The following is a 20,797-nucleotide window of genomic DNA, read 5'->3' as shown; positions in this document are numbered from 1 at the left end:
CAGATCGCCGACCACCCCGGGGCGGCCCGCGGGCCGTGACCCGTGACAGACACGGAGTATTGACCATGGCCCAGAAGAACCGACCCGGAGCCACGCGCAAGAAGAAGGGTCCGGTCGTGGGTAGCGGCGGCCAGCGCCGCAAGGGCCTGGAGGGCCGCGGCCCCACGCCCAAGGCCGAGGACCGCGTCTACCACAAGGCGTACAAGGCCAAGCAGGCGGTCGCGCGCAAGCAGCAGAACCTGCACCGGCGTCCGTCCCGCACGGGGTCCGGGCCCATCAAGGAGGACCTCGTCACGGGGCGCAATGCCGTGCTGGAGGCCCTGCGCGCCGGGGTGCCCGCCAAGACGTTGTTCGTGGCCACCAAAATCGAGATGGACGACCGCGTCAAGGACATCCTGCAGTTGTGCGCCGAGGCCCAGGTGCCCACGCTCGAGGCCTCGCGCGGCGAGCTGGACCGGCTCTCCGCGGACGCGATCCATCAGGGTGTGGTGCTGCAGGTCCCGCCGTACGACTACCAGGACGCGGACGAGCTCGCGGCCTCCCTCATGGCCGACCGGGGCGATGATTCCCGCCCGCCCCTGCTCATCGCGGCGGACGGGATCACCGATCCCCGCAACCTGGGTGCGATCATCCGCAGCGTCTCCGCGTTCGCCGGGGACGGGGTCATCCTGCCCGAGCGCCGCTCCGCCGGGGTCACGGCCACGGCGTGGAAGACGAGTTCGGGTGCTGCGGCGCGCGTCCCCGTGGCCAAGGCCACGAACCTCACGCGCACGCTCGAGAACTGCAAGAAGCAGGGCTACTTCGTGGTCGGCCTCGACGGCGGCGGGGACGTGGACCTGCCGCAGCTCGAGTTGGCCACCGAGCCCCTCGTGGTGGTCGTGGGCTCCGAGGGCAAGGGCCTGTCCCGCCTGGTGACAGAGCACTGCGACGCGATCGTGTCGATCCCCATCGAATCCGCGATGGAGTCCCTCAACGCGTCCATGGCGGTGGGGATCACGCTGTACGAGATCGCGCGCCGGCGTGCAAGCGCGTAGTTATCCGCTGGGCGTCCACCCCTCCCCGTCCGGGGACGGGACCGCCAACGTCGCGGTGTACGCCCCGGGACTGACCGAGGTGGACCTCATGTTCCGGCGCCCCGGTGAATCGTGGCAGCGGTTACGGCTCGCGGGGGAGAACCACGGGATCCATTACGCGACCGTCTCGCGCCCACGCCATGTGCCGGAGGTGGAACTCACCCCGGACGAGCTCGCACGGGACGTGTGTCCCGCGATGCCCGAGGGGACCGAGTACGGATTCGTGAGTGCCCGGCCCGAGGGCAGTCCCGTGCCGGATCCGGCGTACGAACCGGTCCTGCTGGACCCCTACGGGCGGGGACTGACGCGTGTGGCGCCACCGAGCGGCGTCGTCAATCCCGGCGCGGACGCCTACGGCGGGGAGTACGTCTCCGTGGTGGTCGCCCAGGACCACGAGTGGCGCGACCACGACCGTCCCCGGCCGGCGTGGCGCGAGACCGTGATCTACGAGGCCCACGTGAAGGGCCTCACCATGCTGCACCCGGGGATCCCTCACGAGCTGCGCGGCACCTACGCGGGACTCGCACACCCCGTGATGCTCGAGTACCTGCGCAGCCTGGGGATCACCGCGGTGGAGTTGTTGCCCGTGCACGCCCACCTGGACGAGGCCCACCTGACCGCGAACGGGCTCACCAACTACTGGGGGTACAACACCCTCGCGTTCTTTGCACCCCATGCGGGGTACGCGACCAAGGCCGCCCAGGAGGCCGGGCCCACCGCGGTGCTCAACGAGTTCAAGGCCGCCGTGGACGCCTTGCACGGCGCAGGGCTGCAGGTGTTCCTGGACGTCGTGTACAACCACACCGCAGAAGGCGGACCCACACAGCGCCCGTACTGCTGGCGCGGGCTCGGGGACCGGGAGTACTACCGCCACGACGAGCACGGCAACTACGTGGACGTGACCGGGTGCGGCAATTCCATGGATTTCGGCAACCCCCAGGTCGTGCGCATGGCTCTGGACTCCCTGCGCTACTGGGTCACGCAGTGCCACGTGGACGGCTTCCGCTTCGACCTGGCCCCCGAACTGGGCCGCGACGAGCACCACCACTTCACGCGCAACCACCCGTTCTTCGTGGCGATCGCCGCGGATCCGGTGCTGCAGGGCGTGCGGATGATCTCCGAACCGTGGGACGTGGGCGCCGGTGGCTGGCAGACCGGGCGCTTCCCCACCGGCTGGGCGGACTGGAACGACCACTACCGGGACACCGTGCGGGACTTCTGGCTCTCGGGTCAGCGCACCATGCGTCGCGGGGGCGGTGGGGGCACCGCCGGTCGGCTCGCCGGGGCGATCTCCGGGTCCGCGGACCTGTTCGCCCCGCACGGGCGCACCACGCTGGCCTCGGTCAACTTCATCACCGCGCACGACGGGTTCACGCTCTACGACCTCACGGCGTACGACGCCAAGCACAACGAGGCCAACCGCGAGAACAACGCGGACGGCACCAACGACAACCACTCGTGGAACCACGACCACGAGGGCTTCTCCCCGGACGTGCGCGTGCGGGCCGCCCGCGCGGCCACCGCGCGCAACATGATGGCCACCCTGTTGTTCTCGCAGGGCATCCCCATGATCACCGCGGGGGACGAGCTGTTGCGCTCCCAGGAGGGCAACAACAACGCGTACTGCCAGGACAACCGGCTCTCGTGGGTGGACTGGCGACTCACACCCCTGGATCGGTCCATGCTACGCACGACCCAGCGGCTCATCCGGATCCGCCGGGCCTTCCTGGCGAGCCAACCCCGGGACTTCCCCGCGCGCCCCCGGGACGTGGTGCTCAAGTGGTACGCGAGTTCCGGGGAGCCCATGAGCGACGATCTGTGGCAGACGGACGGGGTCCGTGCGCTGCAGATCGTGATCGGCGCGCGCGGGGGTGACCTCGCGGGACTGTTCGTGCTCAACGGCACCGCATCGCCCGTGGCCGCGGTGTTGCCGCGCTTCGAGAACCTGGCCGGCTCGGACGTGGAGGGGGCCTCGTACCGGCTCGTGCTCGCCACGGACCCTCAGCTCGACGAACTGACCGGCAACCGATGGCGTGCCGGGGAGGAGCTCACGGTCCCGGCACAGAGCATCGCGATGTTCGCGATCGCGTGAACCGGGCGGGCCGGACGTCAGTCCCCGGCGTTGCGCACGAGAGCGAGTTCGGCCGGTGAGGCCAACTCGTCGTGGCGCGGCAACACCCTCACGGTGTACCCGAACGGGCCGGAGCGGTCGATCGTGATGGGCCCGGAGAACGTCATGCGTCCCCCACCCAGCTCGGTCACGTCCTCGAGCGTGGCGTAGGACCGTTCGTGGATGTGATCGGTTTCCGAGACGCGCCCGTAGCTGACCTGCACGGTCACGTCCTCGGGGGTCAGCTCGCCCAGATCTACGTACGCGTTGACCGTGAGCTCGTCACCGATCTGCGGTTCCTGGCGCACACCGTGTGCGTCCACGTGCTCGATCCGCAGCTGCGGCCACGCGGTACGCACGCGCTCGACCCAGTGGGCCGTGCCGCGGGCCAGGGCGCCGTCGTCCGTGGTCACGCGCCGGCCGGCGACGCACGCGGGGACGTACAGCTCGTTGACGTAGTCGGTGAGCATCCGCCGGGCGGAGACCTTGGGCCCGAGGGTCGCGAGCGTGTGGCGCACCATGGCGAGCCACTGGTGCGGCACGGTGCTCGCTCGCGACGGCGCGGTGTCGGGTCCGGCCGCGGTCGTGGCGTCCTCGGAACCGTCACCGTAGAACCGCGGTGCCACGTGGCTCTCGATGAGTTCGTACAGCGCGGCGGCCTCGATGTCATCGCGCTCGTCCGTGCCGGCCTTGTTGTCCGCGGTGGGGATGGCCCAGCCGTTCTGCCCGTCGTACATCTCGTCCCACCACCCGTCCAGGACGGAGAGGTTGAGCCCGCCGTTGATCGCGGCCTTCATCCCGGAGGTCCCGCACGCCTCGAGCGGACGCAGCGGGTTGTTGAGCCACACGTCGCACCCCGGGAACAGGACACGCGCCATGGCGATGTCGTAGTTGGGCAGGAACACGATCCGGTGACGCACCTGCGGATCGTCCGTGAACCGTACGAGGTCCTGGATCATCCGCTTGCCCATCTCGTCCGCGGGGTGGGACTTGCCCGCGACCACCAACTGCACGGGGCGGCGGGGGTCCAATAGGATCCGCTTGAGCCGTTCCGGGTTGCGCAGCATGAGCGTGAGCCGCTTGTACGTGGGGACGCGGCGTGCGAAACCGATGGTCAGCACGTCCGGGTCCAGCACGGACTCCGTCCAGCCCAGTTCCGCGTCCGCAGCACCGCGGCGCTTCCACGAGGCCCGTAGACGCTCGCGGACGTCGTGCACGAGGCGTTCCCGCAGGGCGCGGCGGGTGGCCCAGAGCTCGGCGTCGGACACATTGTAGATCCTGCGCCAACGAGCGGCCGGGTTGGTGTCGTTCTCCTCCGGGTCCACGGCCATGCGCCACACGGCGGGGTCGATCCAGGAGGGGACGTGCACGCCGTTGGTCACCGAGGTGATCGGGACCTCCTCGGTGTCGAAGCCCTCCCACAGCCCGTGGAACATGGACCGGGACACGGCACCGTGGAGCTCGGCCACGCCATTGGCACGCTGGGCGAGCCGCAACCCCATGACCGCCATGTTGAATTTGCTCGGGTCACCGCCCGGCATGGTCTCCGCACCCAGCTCAAGCACGCGCTCGGAGGGGACATCCGGGGCGAGCCCCGCGGCGAGGACGTGGGCGATCTGATCGCGTTCGAAGCGGTCGATGCCGGCCGGGACCGGGGTGTGGGTCGTGAACACGGTCGCGGCGCGCACCGCGGTGAGTGCTTCCTCCCACATCATGGCCTGGGCGTCGGCCCCGGGGTTCATGAGTTCCTGGATCCGCTCGACGCCCAGGAAACCCGCGTGGCCCTCGTTGCAGTGGTAGACCTCCGGCGTGGGCGCACCCGTGATCCTGCTGTGCGCGCGCAGCGCCCGGATCCCTCCCATGCCCAGCAAGAGTTCCTGGTACAACCGGTGGTCGCTGCCGCCGCCATACAACCGGTCGGTGACGTTGCGTGCGGCGTCGTCGTTCTCGCTGATGTTGGAGTCCAGCAGCAGTAGCGGCACGCGGCCCACGTCCGCCCGCCAAATCTGCGCGGACAGCGTCCGGCCCTCGGGCAGCGGGAGAACCACGCGCGCGGGCGTACCGTCCGCTTCGCGCAGCAGGGTGAGAGGGAGTTCATCCGGGTCCAGCACCGGGTAGGTCTCCTGCTGCCAGCCGTCCCGGGACAGCGACTGCTTGAAGTACCCGGCCTGGTACAGCAATCCCACGCCCACCACGGGCACGCCCATGTCGGACGCGGTCTTCAAGTGGTCCCCGGCGAGGATCCCGAGTCCGCCCGAGTACTGCGGAAGCGCGGACGTGATGCCGTACTCGGCGCTGAAGTACGCCACGGCCGCCGGGGCGTCCTCGCCCTGCGTGCGCTGGTACCACTGGGGTTCGGTGAGGTAGGTGTCCAGATCGGCGTCGAGGTCGCGGATGCGTGCCACGAGCTCGGGGTCCGCGGCGATCTGCTGGATCTCCTCGCGCGTGAGCGAGCCCAGGAGCTTGACGGGGTCCCCGTGGACCGCGTCCCACGCGTGCGGGTTGAGTTCGGCGAAGAGGTCCTCGGTGGGCTGATGCCACGTCCATCGGAGGTTCTTGGCCAATCGTGAGAGTGCAGCGATCGACTCGGGCAGGACGGTGCGGACGGTGAACCTGTGGATGGCCTTCACGGTCCCGAGCCTAGCGGCTTCGGCCCCGCCGCTCCACGGGGTCCGACGTGTGACGCGAGCGCGTCGCCGTCGCGGTTCGGGGACCACGGCCACGGCCTTATGAATCGGGGCGTTTGTCGCTAACGTTGGTCTCGTGTCGCAGCAGAACTCACAGCCCCAGGGCCGCCGTCCGTCCTCAGATCCCGTGCCGGATCCCCACGCGGGCGATGCCCACCCGGACGTCGGGTCCCGCTTGACCCCGCCGGTCCCGGCCACGGGCGTTCCCGACGTCGCCCCCTCGGTACGCCGAGCGGAGCCCCACGACGATGCCGCTCGCGTCCCGTCCGCGCCGGAGGCAACCGAAGCGGCGTCGTCCGCCGGTGCCGGGCAGCCGGACGCCCACGCATATGCGGAACCGGGCGCGGCCGAGGAGGTCGCCGCGGTCGTACCACCTACCGAGGACACCGAATCCGAGGCGCAGCCCGCATCCGACCAACAGTCCGCACCCGGAGCGCAGCGCGAGCCCGACACGCAGTACGAGCCCGACACTCAGTCCGCACCTGATCCGCACGCCGAAGCCGCGGCGCAGGCCCCGGCCGAGCAGGACACCGATTCCGGGGACGACGAGCACCTGGCGGACTTCCCGTCGGACGATCTCGTGTACGGGCGGATCCCCGTGACGGACGTGAGCCCCGTGATCGAGGGTGGGCGTTTCCCCGCCACGGCCGTTCCCGGTGAGGACATCCGGGTGAGCGCGACCGTGTTCCGCGAGGGTCATGACTCCCTCGGTGTGACCGCGGTGCTGTACGACCCGCAGGGCCGTGAGACCCAGCGCCGACTCATGACGCTCGTGGCCCCCGGGACGGACCGCTACGAGGCGTGGCTGCGTCCCGAGTACGAGGGCCCCTGGAGTTTCGCGGTGGAGGGCTGGTCGGATCTCTACGACACGTGGCACCACGCCGCGCAGATCAAGTTGGGGGTCGGCCAGGACGTCGAGCTCATGTTCCAGGAAGCGGCCCTGCTCTTCGACGCCGCCTCCAAGGAGTCCGATCGCTCGACCGATGAGGCCCGGGTCTTCGAGGACGCCGCCGAAGCGATGGCGGACACCGACCGCACGCCGGAACAGCGGTGGGAGATCGCCACGTCCCCGCAGCTCCTGGACTATGTCCGTGAGCGGCCGCTGCGCGATCTGCTCAGCTCGTCCCCGCGCTACCCGCTCGGCGTCGAGCGCGAGGCCGCGGGTCGTGGTGCGTGGTACGAGTTCTTCCCGCGCTCCGAGGGCGCCACGTACGACCCCGAGACGGGCGAGTGGACCCCGGGGACGTTCCGCACGGCCATCGCGGCCCTGGACCGGGCCGCGGCCATGGGCTTCGACGTCGCGTACCTCCCGCCCATCCACCCGATCGGGCGCAACCACCGCAAGGGGCCGAACAACACCCTCACGGCCGGACCCCAGGACCCCGGTTCCCCGTGGGCCATCGGTGGGCCGGAGGGCGGTCACGACACGATCCACCCGGACCTCGGGAGCTTCGAGGACTTCGACGCGTTCGTCGCGCACGCCCATGATCTCGGTCTCGAGGTCGCGCTGGACCTCGCGCTGCAGGCGTCCCCGGATCACCCGTGGGTCGCCGAGCACCCGCAGTGGTTCACGACCCGCGCGGACGGCAGCATTGCCTACGCCGAGAACCCGCCCAAGAAGTACCAGGACATCTACCCCCTGAACTTCGACAACGACCCCAAGGGCCTCGCCGCCGAGGTACTGCGGGTCGTGGAGCTGTGGATCGGTCACGGCGTGAACATCTTCCGCGTGGACAACCCGCACACCAAGCCCCTGTGGTTTTGGGAGTGGCTGATCGCCAGGGTGCGTAAGAACCACCCGGACACGGTGTTCCTCGCGGAGGCGTTCACTCGTCCGGCCATGATGCATGGGCTGGCCAAGGCCGGGTTCCAGCAGTCCTACTCGTACTTCACGTGGCGCAACACCAAGGAGGAGATCGAGGAGTACCTCCAGGAGATCTCCCACGAGACCTCCGGGTTCTACCGGCCCAACTTCTTCGTGAACACCCCGGACATCCTCACCGAGTACCTGCAGTTCGGTGGCCCGGCCGCGTTCAAGGTGCGCGCGGCCCTGGCGGCCACCGCGTCCCCGCTGTGGGGCGTGTACGCCGGCTTCGAGTTGTTCGAGCACGTCGCTCGTCCCGGGGCGGAGGAGTACATGGACAACGAGAAGTTCCAGTTGCGCCCGCGCGACTTCGACGCCGCCGTGGAACGCGGCGAGTCGCTCGCGCCGTACATCACGCGCCTGAACCGGATCCGCAAGGACCATCCCGCACTCGGGGACCTGCAGAACCTCACGCTGCAAAATTCCACGGACGACGCCATCGTGGCCTACAGCAAGACCAAGACCGTGGAACGGGACGGCGAGCAGGTCCGGGACACCGTGATCGTGGTGCTCAACACGGACCCGCACAGCGCGCGGGAGGCCACCGTGTGGCTGGACCTCGACTCCCTGGACCTGCGGGACCAGGACTTCAACGAGGACGGCTCCTTCTGGGTGGACGACCTGATCTCCGGCGCGAGCTGGAAGTGGGGCACCCACAACTACGTGCGCCTGGATCCGTACGTGGAACCCGCGCACGTGCTCAGCGTCCGCCGCGGGGTCAAGTGAGCGAGCGCCGTCGCGATGCGCCCCGACCGCTGAGCGCGGCGCACCACGGCGGCCCGCACCCCGCACCCGTCATGACCGACACGCACGTTTCTCCGAGAGGGCAGTCCCGCCGACCATGAGCATCACTCCTTTCCAACTCAACGCTCCCGGGCTCGCGCACGACCCGGACTGGTTCCGCAAGGCCGTGTTCTACGAGGTGCTCGTGCGAGCCTTCTCGGACGCCAACGGTGACGGCTCCGGCGACTTCTCGGGTCTGATCGACAAACTCGACTACCTGCAGTGGCTCGGGATCGACTGCTTGTGGCTGCCCCCGTTCTACGAGTCCCCGCTGCGGGACGGCGGCTACGACATCTCCGACTACTACTCCGTGCTGGACGAGTTCGGCACCGTGAGCGACTTCAAGCGACTGGTCGCGGAGGCCCACGCGCGGGGTCTGCGGGTCATCACCGACCTGCCGCTGAACCACACCTCGGACCAGCACCCGTGGTTCCAGGCCTCGCGGGAGGACCCGGAGGGGCCGTACGGCGATTTCTACGTGTGGTCGGACACGGACGAAAAGTACCAGGACGCGCGGATCATCTTCGTGGACACGGAGGTCTCCAACTGGACCTTCGACCCCGTGCGGCGGCAGTTCTTCTGGCACCGGTTCTTCTCCCACCAGCCGGACCTGAACTTCGAGAACCCCAAGGTCGTCGAGGCCGTGTTCGACGTCGTGAAGTTCTGGCTGGACATGGGCATCGACGGCTTCCGCGCGGACGCCATCCCCTACCTCATCGAGGAGGAGGGGACCAACTGCGAGAACCTGCCCGGGACCCACGACTTCCTCGTGCGGCTGCGCGAGATGGTGGACCGCGAGTACCCCGGCCGCGTGATCATCGCGGAGGCCAACCAGATGCCGCACGAGGTCGTGGAGTACTTCGGCACGGAGCAGGCGCCCGAGTGCCACATGTGCTTCCACTTCCCGATCATGCCGCGGATCTACTACTCGCTGCGCGATCAGAAGGCCGCGCCCATCGTCTCCACCATGGAGCACACGCCGCAGATCCCGCGGGGCACGCAGTGGGGCACGTTCCTGCGCAACCACGACGAGTTGACGCTCGAGATGGTCACGAGCGAGGAACGCCAGGCCATGCTCGGGTGGTACGCCCCGGATTCGCGCATGCGCGCGAACATCGGTATCCGACGCCGCTTAGCACCCCTGCTCGACAACTCCCGCGCGGAGCTCGAACTCGCGCACGCGCTGTTGTTGTCCCTGCCCGGGTCGCCGTTCCTGTACTACGGGGACGAGATCGGCATGGGGGACAACATCTGGCTCGACGACCGCGACGCATCCCGCACACCCATGCAGTGGACCCCCGACCGCAACGCCGGCTTCTCCACCGCGGATCCGGGCAAGCTCTACCTCCCGGTCGTGCAGTCGCTCGTCTACAACTACACGCAGACGAACGTGGAGACGCAGCTCGCGTCGTCCTCCTCCCTGTTGCACTGGATCCGGCAGATGCTCATGGTGCGCAAGGCGCACCCGGCGTTCGGGCTGGGGGACTACGTCAACGTGAGCACGGACCACGAATCCGTCCTGGCGTTCCTGCGCCGCTTGAGCCCGCAGGACGCGGACGACGGCGTGGGGGAGACCCTGCTGTGTGTGTTCAACCTTTCCCACGTCCCCGCGAGCTGCAGCGTGCACCTGGCCGAGTACGCGGGCCGGGGCACCCGGGAACTGTTCGGCGGTGAACCGTTCGGCTCCTTCTCGGAACAGGGCGACTACCGCATCACGCTCGGTTCGCAGGACTTCTTCTGGCTCCGGTTGCGCACGACCCCCGGCACGGACGGTTCCCACCCCGAGACGGTGGCCATGCCCATCATCAAGCCCGCGCGCAACGAGTGAGCGCGCGCGGGTACGGCCCGCGCGCGAAGCAGTGATTGTCCAGACGAAAGCGGGGGACCCTCCATGACGGATCAGCAATTTCTCGACAGGTTGCGCGACTGGTTGCCGCGGCAGCGGTGGTTCCCGTTCACGGCCACCCCGGACCAGTTGCGCTTGAGCGTCGTGGGCCGCGCGACCCTGGATTCCGGCACCGGATCGCATCGCGGCACGGAACGCATCATGTTCCTGGTCCAGGTCACGGTGGGCGAGCGCAGCGAATTGCTCAACGTACCGGTCGTGCGCAGCACCGAAGCCCTGCCCGAGCTCGAGCGCTTCGCGATCGGCAGCTATTGCTCCGGCGGCCCGGACCGTCCCCTGCCCGAGCAGCTGATCGCGGGTGCGGAGGCCTCGGCCTCGTTCCTGCGCCGCGCTATCTCGCACGCGGGTTCCTTCCGCGAACGACGCCGCTCGGAGCGCTCGCGGACCGCCCAACCCATTACCTCGGAGGACTCCCCGGAGGCCGGTCGGACCGCCAGCGCCCGCGAGAAGGCCGGCGCGTCCGGTCGTAGTGAGGCCCGCGCCGATGCACAGGGCAGCGAGAGCACCACCGCGGACGAGACGGCCACGTTCCACCTCTACGACGCCGTGGGGGACCCAGGTTTCATGGACCGGGTGCTGCGGATCATGGATGCGCAGCTGACCGAGGGCGGGGTGCTGCGCCACGGGATGGGCCTGCACGGCCGCTACACCGGGGCCATGAACACGGATTATCGGATTGCCTCCGCGGATCAGGTGCGGGTGATCTCCTCAGAGCAGTCCAACACGTCCGTGATCCTCACTCCGCAGGACGCGGAGGACTCGGATTCCGCGCTGGGCGGCGACGCGGTGATCGTGAAGTTCTTCCGCGTGGTGGGGGAGGGGCGCAACCCGGACGTGGAGGTGGGCGTCAAACTCACGTCGCACGGTTCCACCGCGGTCCCGGCCACGGCTGGATGGCTCGATGCCCAGTGGCGCCAGGGTCTGGTCACCACGTCCGGTCAGCTCGCGGTGGCCGCCCAGTTCCTGGCCGATTCGCGGGACGCGTGGGCCATGGCCCTGGACGCGGCGAGCCATGCCCGGGACTTCTCCGAGCTCGCGGCCGAGCTGGGTGCCACGACCGCGCGCGTCCACGCCGACCTCCTCGGTGCCTTCGACCCCGTCTCCGCGGACGACGATGCTCGGCGCCGGTTCCTGGACGACCTCGCCTCGCGGATCCGCTGGGCGTGGGAGTCCTGCGGGGACTACTTCGATTCCTACCGGGCCGAGGTCGAGGACCTGCTCGAGCAGCTGTCCCGGATCCGGGAGATCCCCGCCCTGCAACGGATCCACGGTGATTACCACCTGGGCCAGGTGCTGCACAACGACGCCCAGGGGTTCCGGATCCTGGACTTCGAGGGTGAGCCCCTACGACCCATTAAGGAGCGTGTCCGCCCGGACGTGGCCCTGCGCGACGTCGTCGGCATGCTGCGCTCGTTCGACTATGCGGGCGCCATGGCCGCGCGCGAGCGGGACGAGGACATGAGCGCCTGGACCGACGCGGTCTCGGACGCGTTCCTCGAGGGGTACGCCCGCACGAGCGGTTCTGGCGTGGACCGGGATTCGGTGCTCTTCCGCGCCCTGTGGCTTGACAAGGGCCTGTACGAAGTGGTCTACGAGCAGCGCAACCGCCCGGGCTGGGTCGCGGTCCCGGCCGGTGCCGTGGTGCGTTCGCTTGAACGTGCGCGCTCCCGTAACGTGAGGCGTGAAACACACGAGAGCCACACACCTGCATCCAGAACCGAGGATTTCGTGACCCCTGAACACCCCGAGAACACCGGCCCCGCGGCGTCGTCGACTCCTACGGGCTCCGAATCCACGCCGCCCCCGGCATCCGAGTCCGCGCAGCACGCCGACGGCCGGGCGCCGTCGGCGGAACCGCGCAACGCGCGGGGCGCTGCGTCGGAGGCGACCGGGACGAACGACGCGTCGGCTCGGACCACCGACGGTCATGACGTGACGGCTCCGGCGGAGACCGCGGGCGGGAACCATGCGTCAACTCGGGCCGGGACTTCCCAGCAGAGCGTCGCAGCGGCGTCGGAACGGGAGCACCCCGCGGGCGGGCCCGTGCCCGTGAGCGCGGACGTGCTCGCAGCGGTGGCCGAGGGGCGCTACCACGATCCCCACGCGGTGCTCGGGGCGCACTTCAACCCGGACGGTTCGGTGACCATCCGGACCCTACGACGCTTCGCGACGCACGTCTCGGTGCGCACGCTCAACGGGACGTTCCCCCTCGAGCACGAGTGGGGTGGGATCTTCACCGGCGTGGTCCCCGCGCACGACGAGGGCAAGATCCCCGACTACCGCGTCCTGGTGACCTATGCGGGCAAGGAGCCCGCCGAGGTCGACGACCCCTACCGCTTCGCGCCCACCCTGGGCGAGCTGGACCTGCACCTGATCGGCGAGGGCCGGCACGAGACCCTGTGGACCGTGCTCGGTGCCCACGTGCACCACTACCCGTCCTCCATGGGGGACGTCTCCGGCGTGAGCTTCGCGGTGTGGGCCCCCAATGCCCGGGCCGTGCGCGTGATTGGTGACTTCAACGGGTGGGACGGTTCCGAGCATGCCATGCGCTCGCTGGGTTCCAGCGGTGTGTGGGAAGTGTTCGTGCCCGGCATGGGCTCCGGAGACACCTACAAGTTCCGGATCCGGGCGGCGGACGGCTCGTGGCGGGACAAGGCGGACCCCATGGCCTTCGGCACCGAGATCCCGCCGTCCACCGCGTCGCGCGTGTTCGAGTCCTCCTACGAGTTCCAGGACGACGCGTGGATGCAGGCCCGCGCGGCCAAGGATCCCCACAACGCACCCATGAGCGTGTACGAGATGCACATCGGCTCGTGGCGCATGGGTCTCGGCTACGTGGATCTCGCCCGCGAACTCGTGGAGTACCTCACGTGGCAGGGCTTCACCCACGTGGAGTTCATGCCCGTCGCGGAGCACCCCTTCGGTGGTTCGTGGGGTTACCAGGTCACCGGCTACTACGCGCCGTCGTCGCGCTTCGGTTCCCCGGACGAGTTCCGCTACCTCGTGGACCAGCTGCACCAGGCCGGCATCGGTGTGCTCGTGGACTGGGTCCCCGGCCACTTCCCCAAGGACGAGTGGGCGCTCGCCAAGTTCGACGGGCAACCACTCTACGAGCATCCGGACCCCCGCCGCGGCGAGCACAAGGACTGGGGCACGCTAATCTTCGATTACGGCCGCCGGGAGGTGCGCAACTTCCTCGTGGCCAACGCGAACTACTGGCTCGAGGAGTTCCACGTGGACGGGCTGCGCGTGGACGCCGTGGCCTCCATGCTCTACCTGGACTACTCGCGCAACGACGGCGAGTGGGAGCCCAACCAGTACGGCGGACGCGAGAACCTCGAGGCCATCGCGTTCCTGCAGGAGGCCAACGCCACCGCGTACCGGCGCAATCCAGGGATCGTCATGGTTGCGGAGGAGTCCACGTCCTTCCCAGGGGTCACCAAACCCACGAGCGCCGGCGGTCTCGGCTTCGGGATCAAGTGGAACATGGGGTGGATGCACGACAGCCTCGAGTACATGGCCGAGGATCCCGTCAACCGGCACTACCACCACAACAAGGCCACGTTCTCCATGGTCTACGCCTACTCAGAGAACTTCATCCTTCCCATCTCCCACGACGAGGTCGTGTACGGCAAGGGCTCCCTGCTGCGCAAGATGCCGGGTGACCGGTGGCAGCAGCTCGCCAACGTGCGCGCGTACCTCGCATACATGTGGGCCCACCCGGGTAAACAGCTGATCTTCATGGGCACCGAGTACGCCCAGGAGTCCGAGTGGTCCCAGGAGCACGGCCTGGACTGGTGGCTCTCCGAGACCCCACCGCACCACGGCGTGCAGGAGCTGGTGAAGAGCCTCAACGAGATCTACCGCGAGACCCCGGCCCTGTACGCACGAGATAATGACCCGTCCGGTTTCGAGTGGATCGACGCCAACGACGCCAAGCGCAACACGCTGTCCTTCACCCGATGGGACGACCAGGGCAACCCGCTCGTGTGCGTGGCCAACTTCGCGGGCAACACCCACGAGCGCTTCCGGTTGGGTCTGCCGTGGGCGGGTGAGTGGGACGAGGTGCTCAACACGGACTCTGACATCTTCGGTGGTTCCGGCGTGGGCAACCTGGGCCGGGTCACCGCGGCCGAGGGTGCATACAACGGGAAGCCGGCGTCCGCCGAGGTCACCGTCCCGCCGCTCGCGGTGTTGTTCCTGAAGCCGGCCAAGGGTGCGAGCACCAGCCCGACGGCGCGCGACCGGGACTGATCAGGTCACGCATCATTGAATGCAGAACCCGCGGGAGCACGTGCTCCCGCGGGTTCTCCGTCTCCGGAGGGTTCGCCACCTCCGAAGGGTTCGCCGTCCCAGGTTTGCCGTCTCCGGTGGGGGCGTGTAATGTCTTCCGAGTTGCCACGGCAGCGGTCGCGAAGGCCGAACGGGGCAACGAAACGGAGTCGATCCCACCACTGACGAGCCGCGCACAACGGCGAGAAGGTGTGCTAGAATGATTCCCCGCAAGCCGCTGAAGAGCAGTGACAGCAGGAAGCAATCGAGAGTTCATGTCGAGTTGCAGCCTGGGTCACCCGCAGCTAAGCTTGCAGATCGCAACCGACCGTTGTGGCCCTGGTGAGGGGTCTGGTGGTGTGGTTTGTTGTTTGTCAACTCAATAGTGTGTCTAGTTTGTTGATACCAAAGTTTTTTGTTTTTGGTTGATGGCCTGACAGTTCCCTGGGTGTTTTCCCGTTTCCTGGGGGTGTTGGGTGTCAGCTGGGATCCTGCCCTGGTTCTGCTGCGCTGTTTGGTGTGGTGGTGGGGTGGTTTCTGTTGAATGTTTTTTGACGGAGAGTTTGATCCTGGCTCAGGACGAACGCTGGCGGCGTGCTTAACACATGCAAGTCGAACGCTGAAGCTTGGTGCTTGCACTGGGTGGATGAGTGGCGAACGGGTGAGTAATACGTGAGTAACCTGCCCTTGACTCTGGGATAAGCCTGGGAAACTGGGTCTAATACTGGATATGACCTCCTGTCGCATGGTGGGGGGTGGAAAGGGTTTGTACTGGTTGTGGATGGGCTCACGGCCTATCAGCTTGTTGGTGGGGTAATGGCCTACCAAGGCGACGACGGGTAGCCGGCCTGAGAGGGTGACCGGCCACACTGGGACTGAGACACGGCCCAGACTCCTACGGGAGGCAGCAGTGGGGAATATTGCACAATGGGCGCAAGCCTGATGCAGCGACGCCGCGTGAGGGATGACGGCCTTCGGGTTGTAAACCTCTTTCAGCACGGAAGAAGCGAAAGTGACGGTACGTGCAGAAGAAGCGCCGGCTAACTACGTGCCAGCAGCCGCGGTAATACGTAGGGCGCAAGCGTTGTCCGGAATTATTGGGCGTAAAGAGCTCGTAGGCGGTTTGTCGCGTCTGCTGTGAAAGCCCGGGGCTTAACCCCGGGTGTGCAGTGGGTACGGGCAGACTTGAGTGCAGTAGGGGAGACTGGAACTCCTGGTGTAGCGGTGAAATGCGCAGATATCAGGAAGAACACCGATGGCGAAGGCAGGTCTCTGGGCTGTTACTGACGCTGAGGAGCGAAAGCATGGGGAGCGAACAGGATTAGATACCCTGGTAGTCCATGCCGTAAACGTTGGGCACTAGGTGTGGGGGACATTCCACGTTTTCCGCGCCGTAGCTAACGCATTAAGTGCCCCGCCTGGGGAGTACGGCCGCAAGGCTAAAACTCAAAGGAATTGACGGGGGCCCGCACAAGCGGCGGAGCATGCGGATTAATTCGATGCAACGCGAAGAACCTTACCAAGGCTTGACATACACCGGATCGGCTCAGAGATGGGTTTTCCTCCTTGTGGGGCTGGTGTACAGGTGGTGCATGGTTGTCGTCAGCTCGTGTCGTGAGATGTTGGGTTAAGTCCCGCAACGAGCGCAACCCTCGTTCTATGTTGCCAGCACGTGATGGTGGGGACTCATAGGAGACTGCCGGGGTCAACTCGGAGGAAGGTGGGGATGACGTCAAATCATCATGCCCCTTATGTCTTGGGCTTCACGCATGCTACAATGGCCAGTACAATGGGTTGCGATACCGTGAGGTGGAGCTAATCCCAAAAAGCTGGTCTCAGTTCGGATCGTGGTCTGCAACTCGACCACGTGAAGTCGGAGTCGCTAGTAATCGCAGATCAGCAACGCTGCGGTGAATACGTTCCCGGGCCTTGTACACACCGCCCGTCAAGTCACGAAAGTTGGTAACACCCGAAGCCGGTGGCCTAACCCTTGTGGGGGGAGCCGTCGAAGGTGGGACTGGCGATTGGGACTAAGTCGTAACAAGGTAGCCGTACCGGAAGGTGCGGCTGGATCACCTCCTTTCTAAGGAGCACGCTGACCGGCCGGGTGGCTGGTGGCCCCACAGACCACGAGATCGTGGTGCGCCGTTGAGTCGGTGGTGGGTGTTTTGCTCATGGGTGGAATATCAGCAAGCGGACACGGATACTACGCACACGGGAACACTGCCGGCTTGGATGGTTGGTGGTGGTGTGTGTGGGGGTTCGTGGTGGCACATTGTTGGGTTGTCGATCAACAAGTTACGTTGGTTGGTTTCCTGGGGCACTGACGCATCCATTGTGGTGGGTGTGTGGTGTTGGTGGGTTGTTGTTTGTCAACTACATAGTGGACGCGAGCATCTTTGACGCCGCGTGCATCTGGTCACACGATGATCACGGTCAAGGGGTTTTTTAGATTCCTGGTTGTGGTGGTGTGGTGGGTGTGTGTGGTGTGTTCTTTGATGATTGTTTTGTGTTGTGTGGCGTAGAAGTTGTTACGGGCACACGGTGGATGCCTTGGCATCAGGAGCTGATGAAGGACGTGGAAATCTGCGATAAGCCTCGGGGAGCTGATAAACGAGCTGTGATCCGAGGGTCTCCGAATGGGGTAACCCGGCTGCGTATCATGCGTGGTCACTCGTATCTGAATTCATAGGGTGCGAGGAGGAACGTGGGGAAGTGAAACATCTCAGTACCCATAGGAAGAGAAAACAATAGTGATTCCGTGAGTAGTGGCGAGCGAAAGCGGATGGTGGCTAAACCGGTTGTGTGTGATACCTGGCGAGGGTTGCATGATCGGGGTTGTGGGATGCGTTGTTCTCGGGGTCGCCACCCCGGGCGCTGTGGCGCTGTGGTAGTCGAACTGGTGGTGAGTGCCAGACCGTAGGGGGTGTGAGTCCCGTAGACGAAACCGTGGTGTGCGTGGTGTGACGTTGTTCCCGAGTAGCACGGGGCCCGTGAAATCTCGTGTGAATCTGCCAGGACCACCTGGTAAGCCTGAATACTTCCTGATGACCGATAGCGGATCAGTACCGTGAGGGAATGGTGAAAAGTACCCCGGGAGGGGAGTGAAATAGTACCTGAAACCGTGTGCTTACAAGCCGTTGGAGCCTTTTGGGGTGACAGCGTGCCTTTTGAAGAATGAGCCTGCGAGTTAGTGTTACGTCGCGAGATTAACCCGTGTGGGGTAGTCGTAGCGAAAGCGAGTCTGAATAGGGCGTTGTGTAGTGGCGTGATCTAGACCCGAAGCGGGGTGATCTACCCATGGCCAGGTTGAAGCGCGTGTAAGAGCGCGTGGAGGACCGAACCCACTTCAGTTGAAAATGGAGGGGATGAGCTGTGGGTAGGGGTGAAAGGCCAATCAAACTCCGTGATAGCTGGTTCTCCCCGAAATGCATTTAGGTGCAGCGTTGCGTGTTGCTTCCCGGAGGTAGAGCTACTGGATGGCTGATGGGCCCTACAAGGTTACTGACGTCAACCAAACTCCGAATGCCGGTGAAGTGTAAGCGTGGCAGTGAGACTGTGGGGGATAAGCTTCATAGTCGAAAGGGAAACAGCCCAGACCATCAACTAAGGCCCCTAAGCGTGTGCTAAGTGGGAAAGGATGTGGAGTTGCTTAGACAACCAGGAGGTTGGCTTAGAAGCAGCCACCCTTGAAAGAGTGCGTAATAGCTCACTGGTCAAGTGATTCCGCGCCGATAATGTAGCGGGGCTCAAGTACACCGCCGAAGTTGTGGCATGACACCGTATAGCCGAGCCGTTTGTGGTTGAGGTGGTGTTGTGGGTAGGGGAGCGTCGTTGGGGTAGTGAAGCTGCGGGGTGACCCAGTGGTGGAACCTCAACGAGTGAGAATGCAGGCATGAGTAGCGATAGACGGGTGAGAAACCCGTCCGCCGGATGATCAAGGGTTCCAGGGTCAAGCTAATCTGCCCTGGGTGAGTCGGGACCTAAGGCGAGGCCGACAGGCGTAGTCGATGGACAACGGGTTGATATTCCCGTACCGACGAAGAACCGACCCTATCGAACCGGGGATACTAACCACCCGAACCATCACGATCCGTGGCCGTTTACGGTCACGGGAGTGTGTGGGGAGCGTGGGACCTGATCCGGGGAGGTAAACGTGTTAACAGGTGTGACGCAGGAAGGTAGCCGAGCCAGGCGATGGTTGTCCTGGTCTAAGCATGTAGGGCGACCCGTTGGTAAATCCGCGGGTCATGGGCCTGAGATGTGATGGGACTCTCTTAGGTGAGGGAATTCGGTGATCCTATGCTGCCAAGAAAAGCATCGACGTGAGGTTCTAGTCGCCCGTACCCTAAACCGACACAGGTGATCAGGTAGAGAATACTAAGGCGTTCGAGAGAATCATGGTTAAGGAACTCGGCAAAATGCCCCCGTAACTTCGGGAGAAGGGGGGCCCTGGTTGGTGAACACCCACGCGGTGTGAGCTGGTCGGGGTCGCAGAGGCTAGAGGGAAGCGACTGTTTATCAAAAACACAGGTCCGTGCGAAGTCGTAAGACGATGTATACGGACTGACTCCTGCCCGGTGCTGGAAGGTTAAGAGGACTCGTTAAACCCTTCGGGGTTGAAGCGGAGAATTTAAGCCCCAGTAAACGGCGGTGGTAACTATAACCATCCTAAGGTAGCGAAATTCCTTGTCGGGTAAGTTCCGACCTGCACGAATGGAGTAACGACTTCCCTACTGTCTCAACCATGAACTCGGCGAAATTGCAGTACGAGTAAAGATGCTCGTTTCGCGCAGCAGGACGGAAAGACCCCGAGACCTTTACTATAGTTTGGTATTGGTGTTCGGTGTGGCTTGTGTAGGATAGGTGGGAGACTGTGAAGCCGTCACGCTAGTGGTGGTGGAGTCGTTGTTGAAATACCACTCTGGTCACTCTGGATATCTAACTTCGGCCCGTGATCCGGGTCAGGGACAGTGCCTGATGGGTAGTTTAACTGGGGCGGTTGCCTCCTAAAGAGTAACGGAGGCGCCCAAAGGTTCCCTCAGCCTGGTCGGCAATCAGGTGTTGAGTGTAAGTGCACAAGGGAGCTTGACTGTGAGAGTGACAGCTCGAGCAGGGACGAAAGTCGGGACTAGTGATCCGGCGGTACATTGTGGAATGGCCGTCGCTCAACGGATAAAAGGTACCTCGGGGATAACAGGCTGATCTTGCCCAAGAGTCCATATCGACGGCATGGTTTGGCACCTCGATGTCGGCTCGTCGCATCCTGGGGCTGGAGTTGGTCCCAAGGGTTGGGCTGTTCGCCCATTAAAGCGGTACGCGAGCTGGGTTCAGAACGTCGTGAGACAGTTCGGTCCCTATCCGCTGCGTGCGTTGGAAATTTGTGGAGGCCTGTCCTTAGTACGAGAGGACCGGGACGGACGAACCTCTGGTATGTCAGTTGTTCCGCCAGGAGCACCGCTGATTAGCTACGTTCGGGATTGATAACCGCTGAAAGCATCTAAGCGGGAAGCTTGCTCCGAGATAAGATTTCCTGACCTCCTTTGTGGGGTGTGAGGTGCCCAGTAGACGACTGGGTTGATAGGCCAGATGTGGAAGCGTTGCAAGACGTGGAGCTGACTGGTACTAATACACCGAAGACTTCTACACACACATAGCCTTCATTCGAAGAATGTGATGTTCGCGTCCACCATGTGGTTGACCACCAACAACCCCCCACCCCTACCCGGCCGCGCAGGCTGGTGCGTGGGGTGGGCTGGGGGTAGTGGTTGGTAATATAATAAAGCTTGGTCCACGAAACACGGGACCCCATGGTTTCATCACCCCACGCATGGTTGCTGGTAGTCACCGTGTAGGGGGTTGGTGGCAGGGTTTCCGGTGGTTATAGCGTGGGGGAAACGCCCGGTCCCATCCCGAACCCGGTAGCTAAGACCCACAGCGCTGATGGTACTGCACTCGGAAGGGTGTGGGAGAGTAAGACACCGCCGGGATTAACATGAAAGAAAGAAGTGGTCGAGGCCGCACCCCCTTAGGGGCGCGGCCTCCCACCATTTAACATGCCTATTCCTGAGCACCGGCGCGAACACCAAGCCCACCCACCAA

General features: G+C 65.3%; 6 protein-coding genes and 3 rRNA genes. 8 read left to right on the top strand and 1 reads right to left on the bottom strand.

What is annotated here, in order from left to right; all coding sequences use genetic code 11:
- Nucleotides 1-65: 65 nt before the first annotated feature.
- Complete coding sequence (gene rlmB / locus ACW9PK_RS02985) at nt 66-1,034, top strand: 23S rRNA (guanosine(2251)-2'-O)-methyltransferase RlmB (RefSeq protein ID WP_085108335.1); 969 nt, start codon at nt 66-68, stop codon at nt 1,032-1,034.
- Nucleotides 1,021-3,165: a glycogen debranching protein GlgX gene (gene glgX, locus ACW9PK_RS02980; RefSeq protein ID WP_457016414.1), complete on the top strand. Its 2,145-nt coding sequence runs from the start codon at nt 1,021-1,023 to the stop codon at nt 3,163-3,165. The genes rlmB and glgX overlap by 14 nt, the downstream gene beginning before the upstream one ends.
- Before the next feature lie 17 nt (nt 3,166-3,182).
- On the opposite strand, the gene glgP is transcribed toward glgX, so the two are convergent.
- Nucleotides 3,183-5,813 (bottom strand): alpha-glucan family phosphorylase, encoded by a 2,631-nt coding sequence (gene glgP / locus ACW9PK_RS02975; RefSeq protein WP_085108340.1) that lies wholly within the window; start codon nt 5,811-5,813, stop codon nt 3,183-3,185.
- A 133-nt stretch (nt 5,814-5,946) separates the two neighbouring features.
- Between glgP and ACW9PK_RS02970 the strand changes: the two genes are divergently transcribed.
- The 6 genes from ACW9PK_RS02970 to rrf all read left to right on the top strand — a co-directional run bounded on the left by ACW9PK_RS02970 (nt 5,947) and on the right by rrf (nt 20,685).
- Complete coding sequence (locus ACW9PK_RS02970) at nt 5,947-8,460, top strand: maltotransferase domain-containing protein (RefSeq protein WP_457016413.1); 2,514 nt, start codon at nt 5,947-5,949, stop codon at nt 8,458-8,460.
- A gap of 115 nt (nt 8,461-8,575) precedes the next feature.
- Nucleotides 8,576-10,345, top strand: coding sequence for a maltose alpha-D-glucosyltransferase (treS, locus tag ACW9PK_RS02965; RefSeq protein WP_085108343.1), 1,770 nt, complete (start codon nt 8,576-8,578; stop codon nt 10,343-10,345).
- Nucleotides 10,346-10,408: 63 nt separating this feature from the next.
- Nucleotides 10,409-14,677 (top strand): 1,4-alpha-glucan branching protein GlgB, encoded by a 4,269-nt coding sequence (glgB, locus tag ACW9PK_RS02960; RefSeq protein ID WP_457016412.1) that lies wholly within the window; start codon nt 10,409-10,411, stop codon nt 14,675-14,677.
- Between the two features lie 569 nt (nt 14,678-15,246).
- Nucleotides 15,247-16,778 (top strand): 16S ribosomal RNA (locus tag ACW9PK_RS02955).
- 438 nt (nt 16,779-17,216) lie between these two features.
- Nucleotides 17,217-20,344, top strand: a 23S ribosomal RNA gene (locus tag ACW9PK_RS02950).
- 224 nt (nt 20,345-20,568) lie between these two features.
- A 5S ribosomal RNA gene (gene rrf, locus ACW9PK_RS02945) occupies nt 20,569-20,685 on the top strand.
- The 16S, 23S and 5S rRNA genes sit together here, the layout of an rRNA operon.
- Nucleotides 20,686-20,797 lie beyond the last annotated feature (112 nt).

The sequence above is a fragment of the Kocuria sp. MNB10 genome (assembly GCF_054073685.1).
The sequence above is the reverse complement of the archived record's forward strand: the minus strand, read 5'-3'. Positions and strand labels throughout refer to the sequence as shown.

Bases quoted from the DNA above. Each gene is read 5' to 3' on its own strand.
- glgB (WP_457016412.1), top strand. From the start codon at position 10,409: ATGACGGATCAGCAATTTCTCGACAGGTTGCGCGACTGGTTGCCGCGG.
- treS (WP_085108343.1), top strand. From the start codon at position 8,576: ATGAGCATCACTCCTTTCCAACTCAACGCTCCCGGGCTCGCGCACGAC.
- rlmB (WP_085108335.1), top strand. From the start codon at position 66: ATGGCCCAGAAGAACCGACCCGGAGCCACGCGCAAGAAGAAGGGTCCG.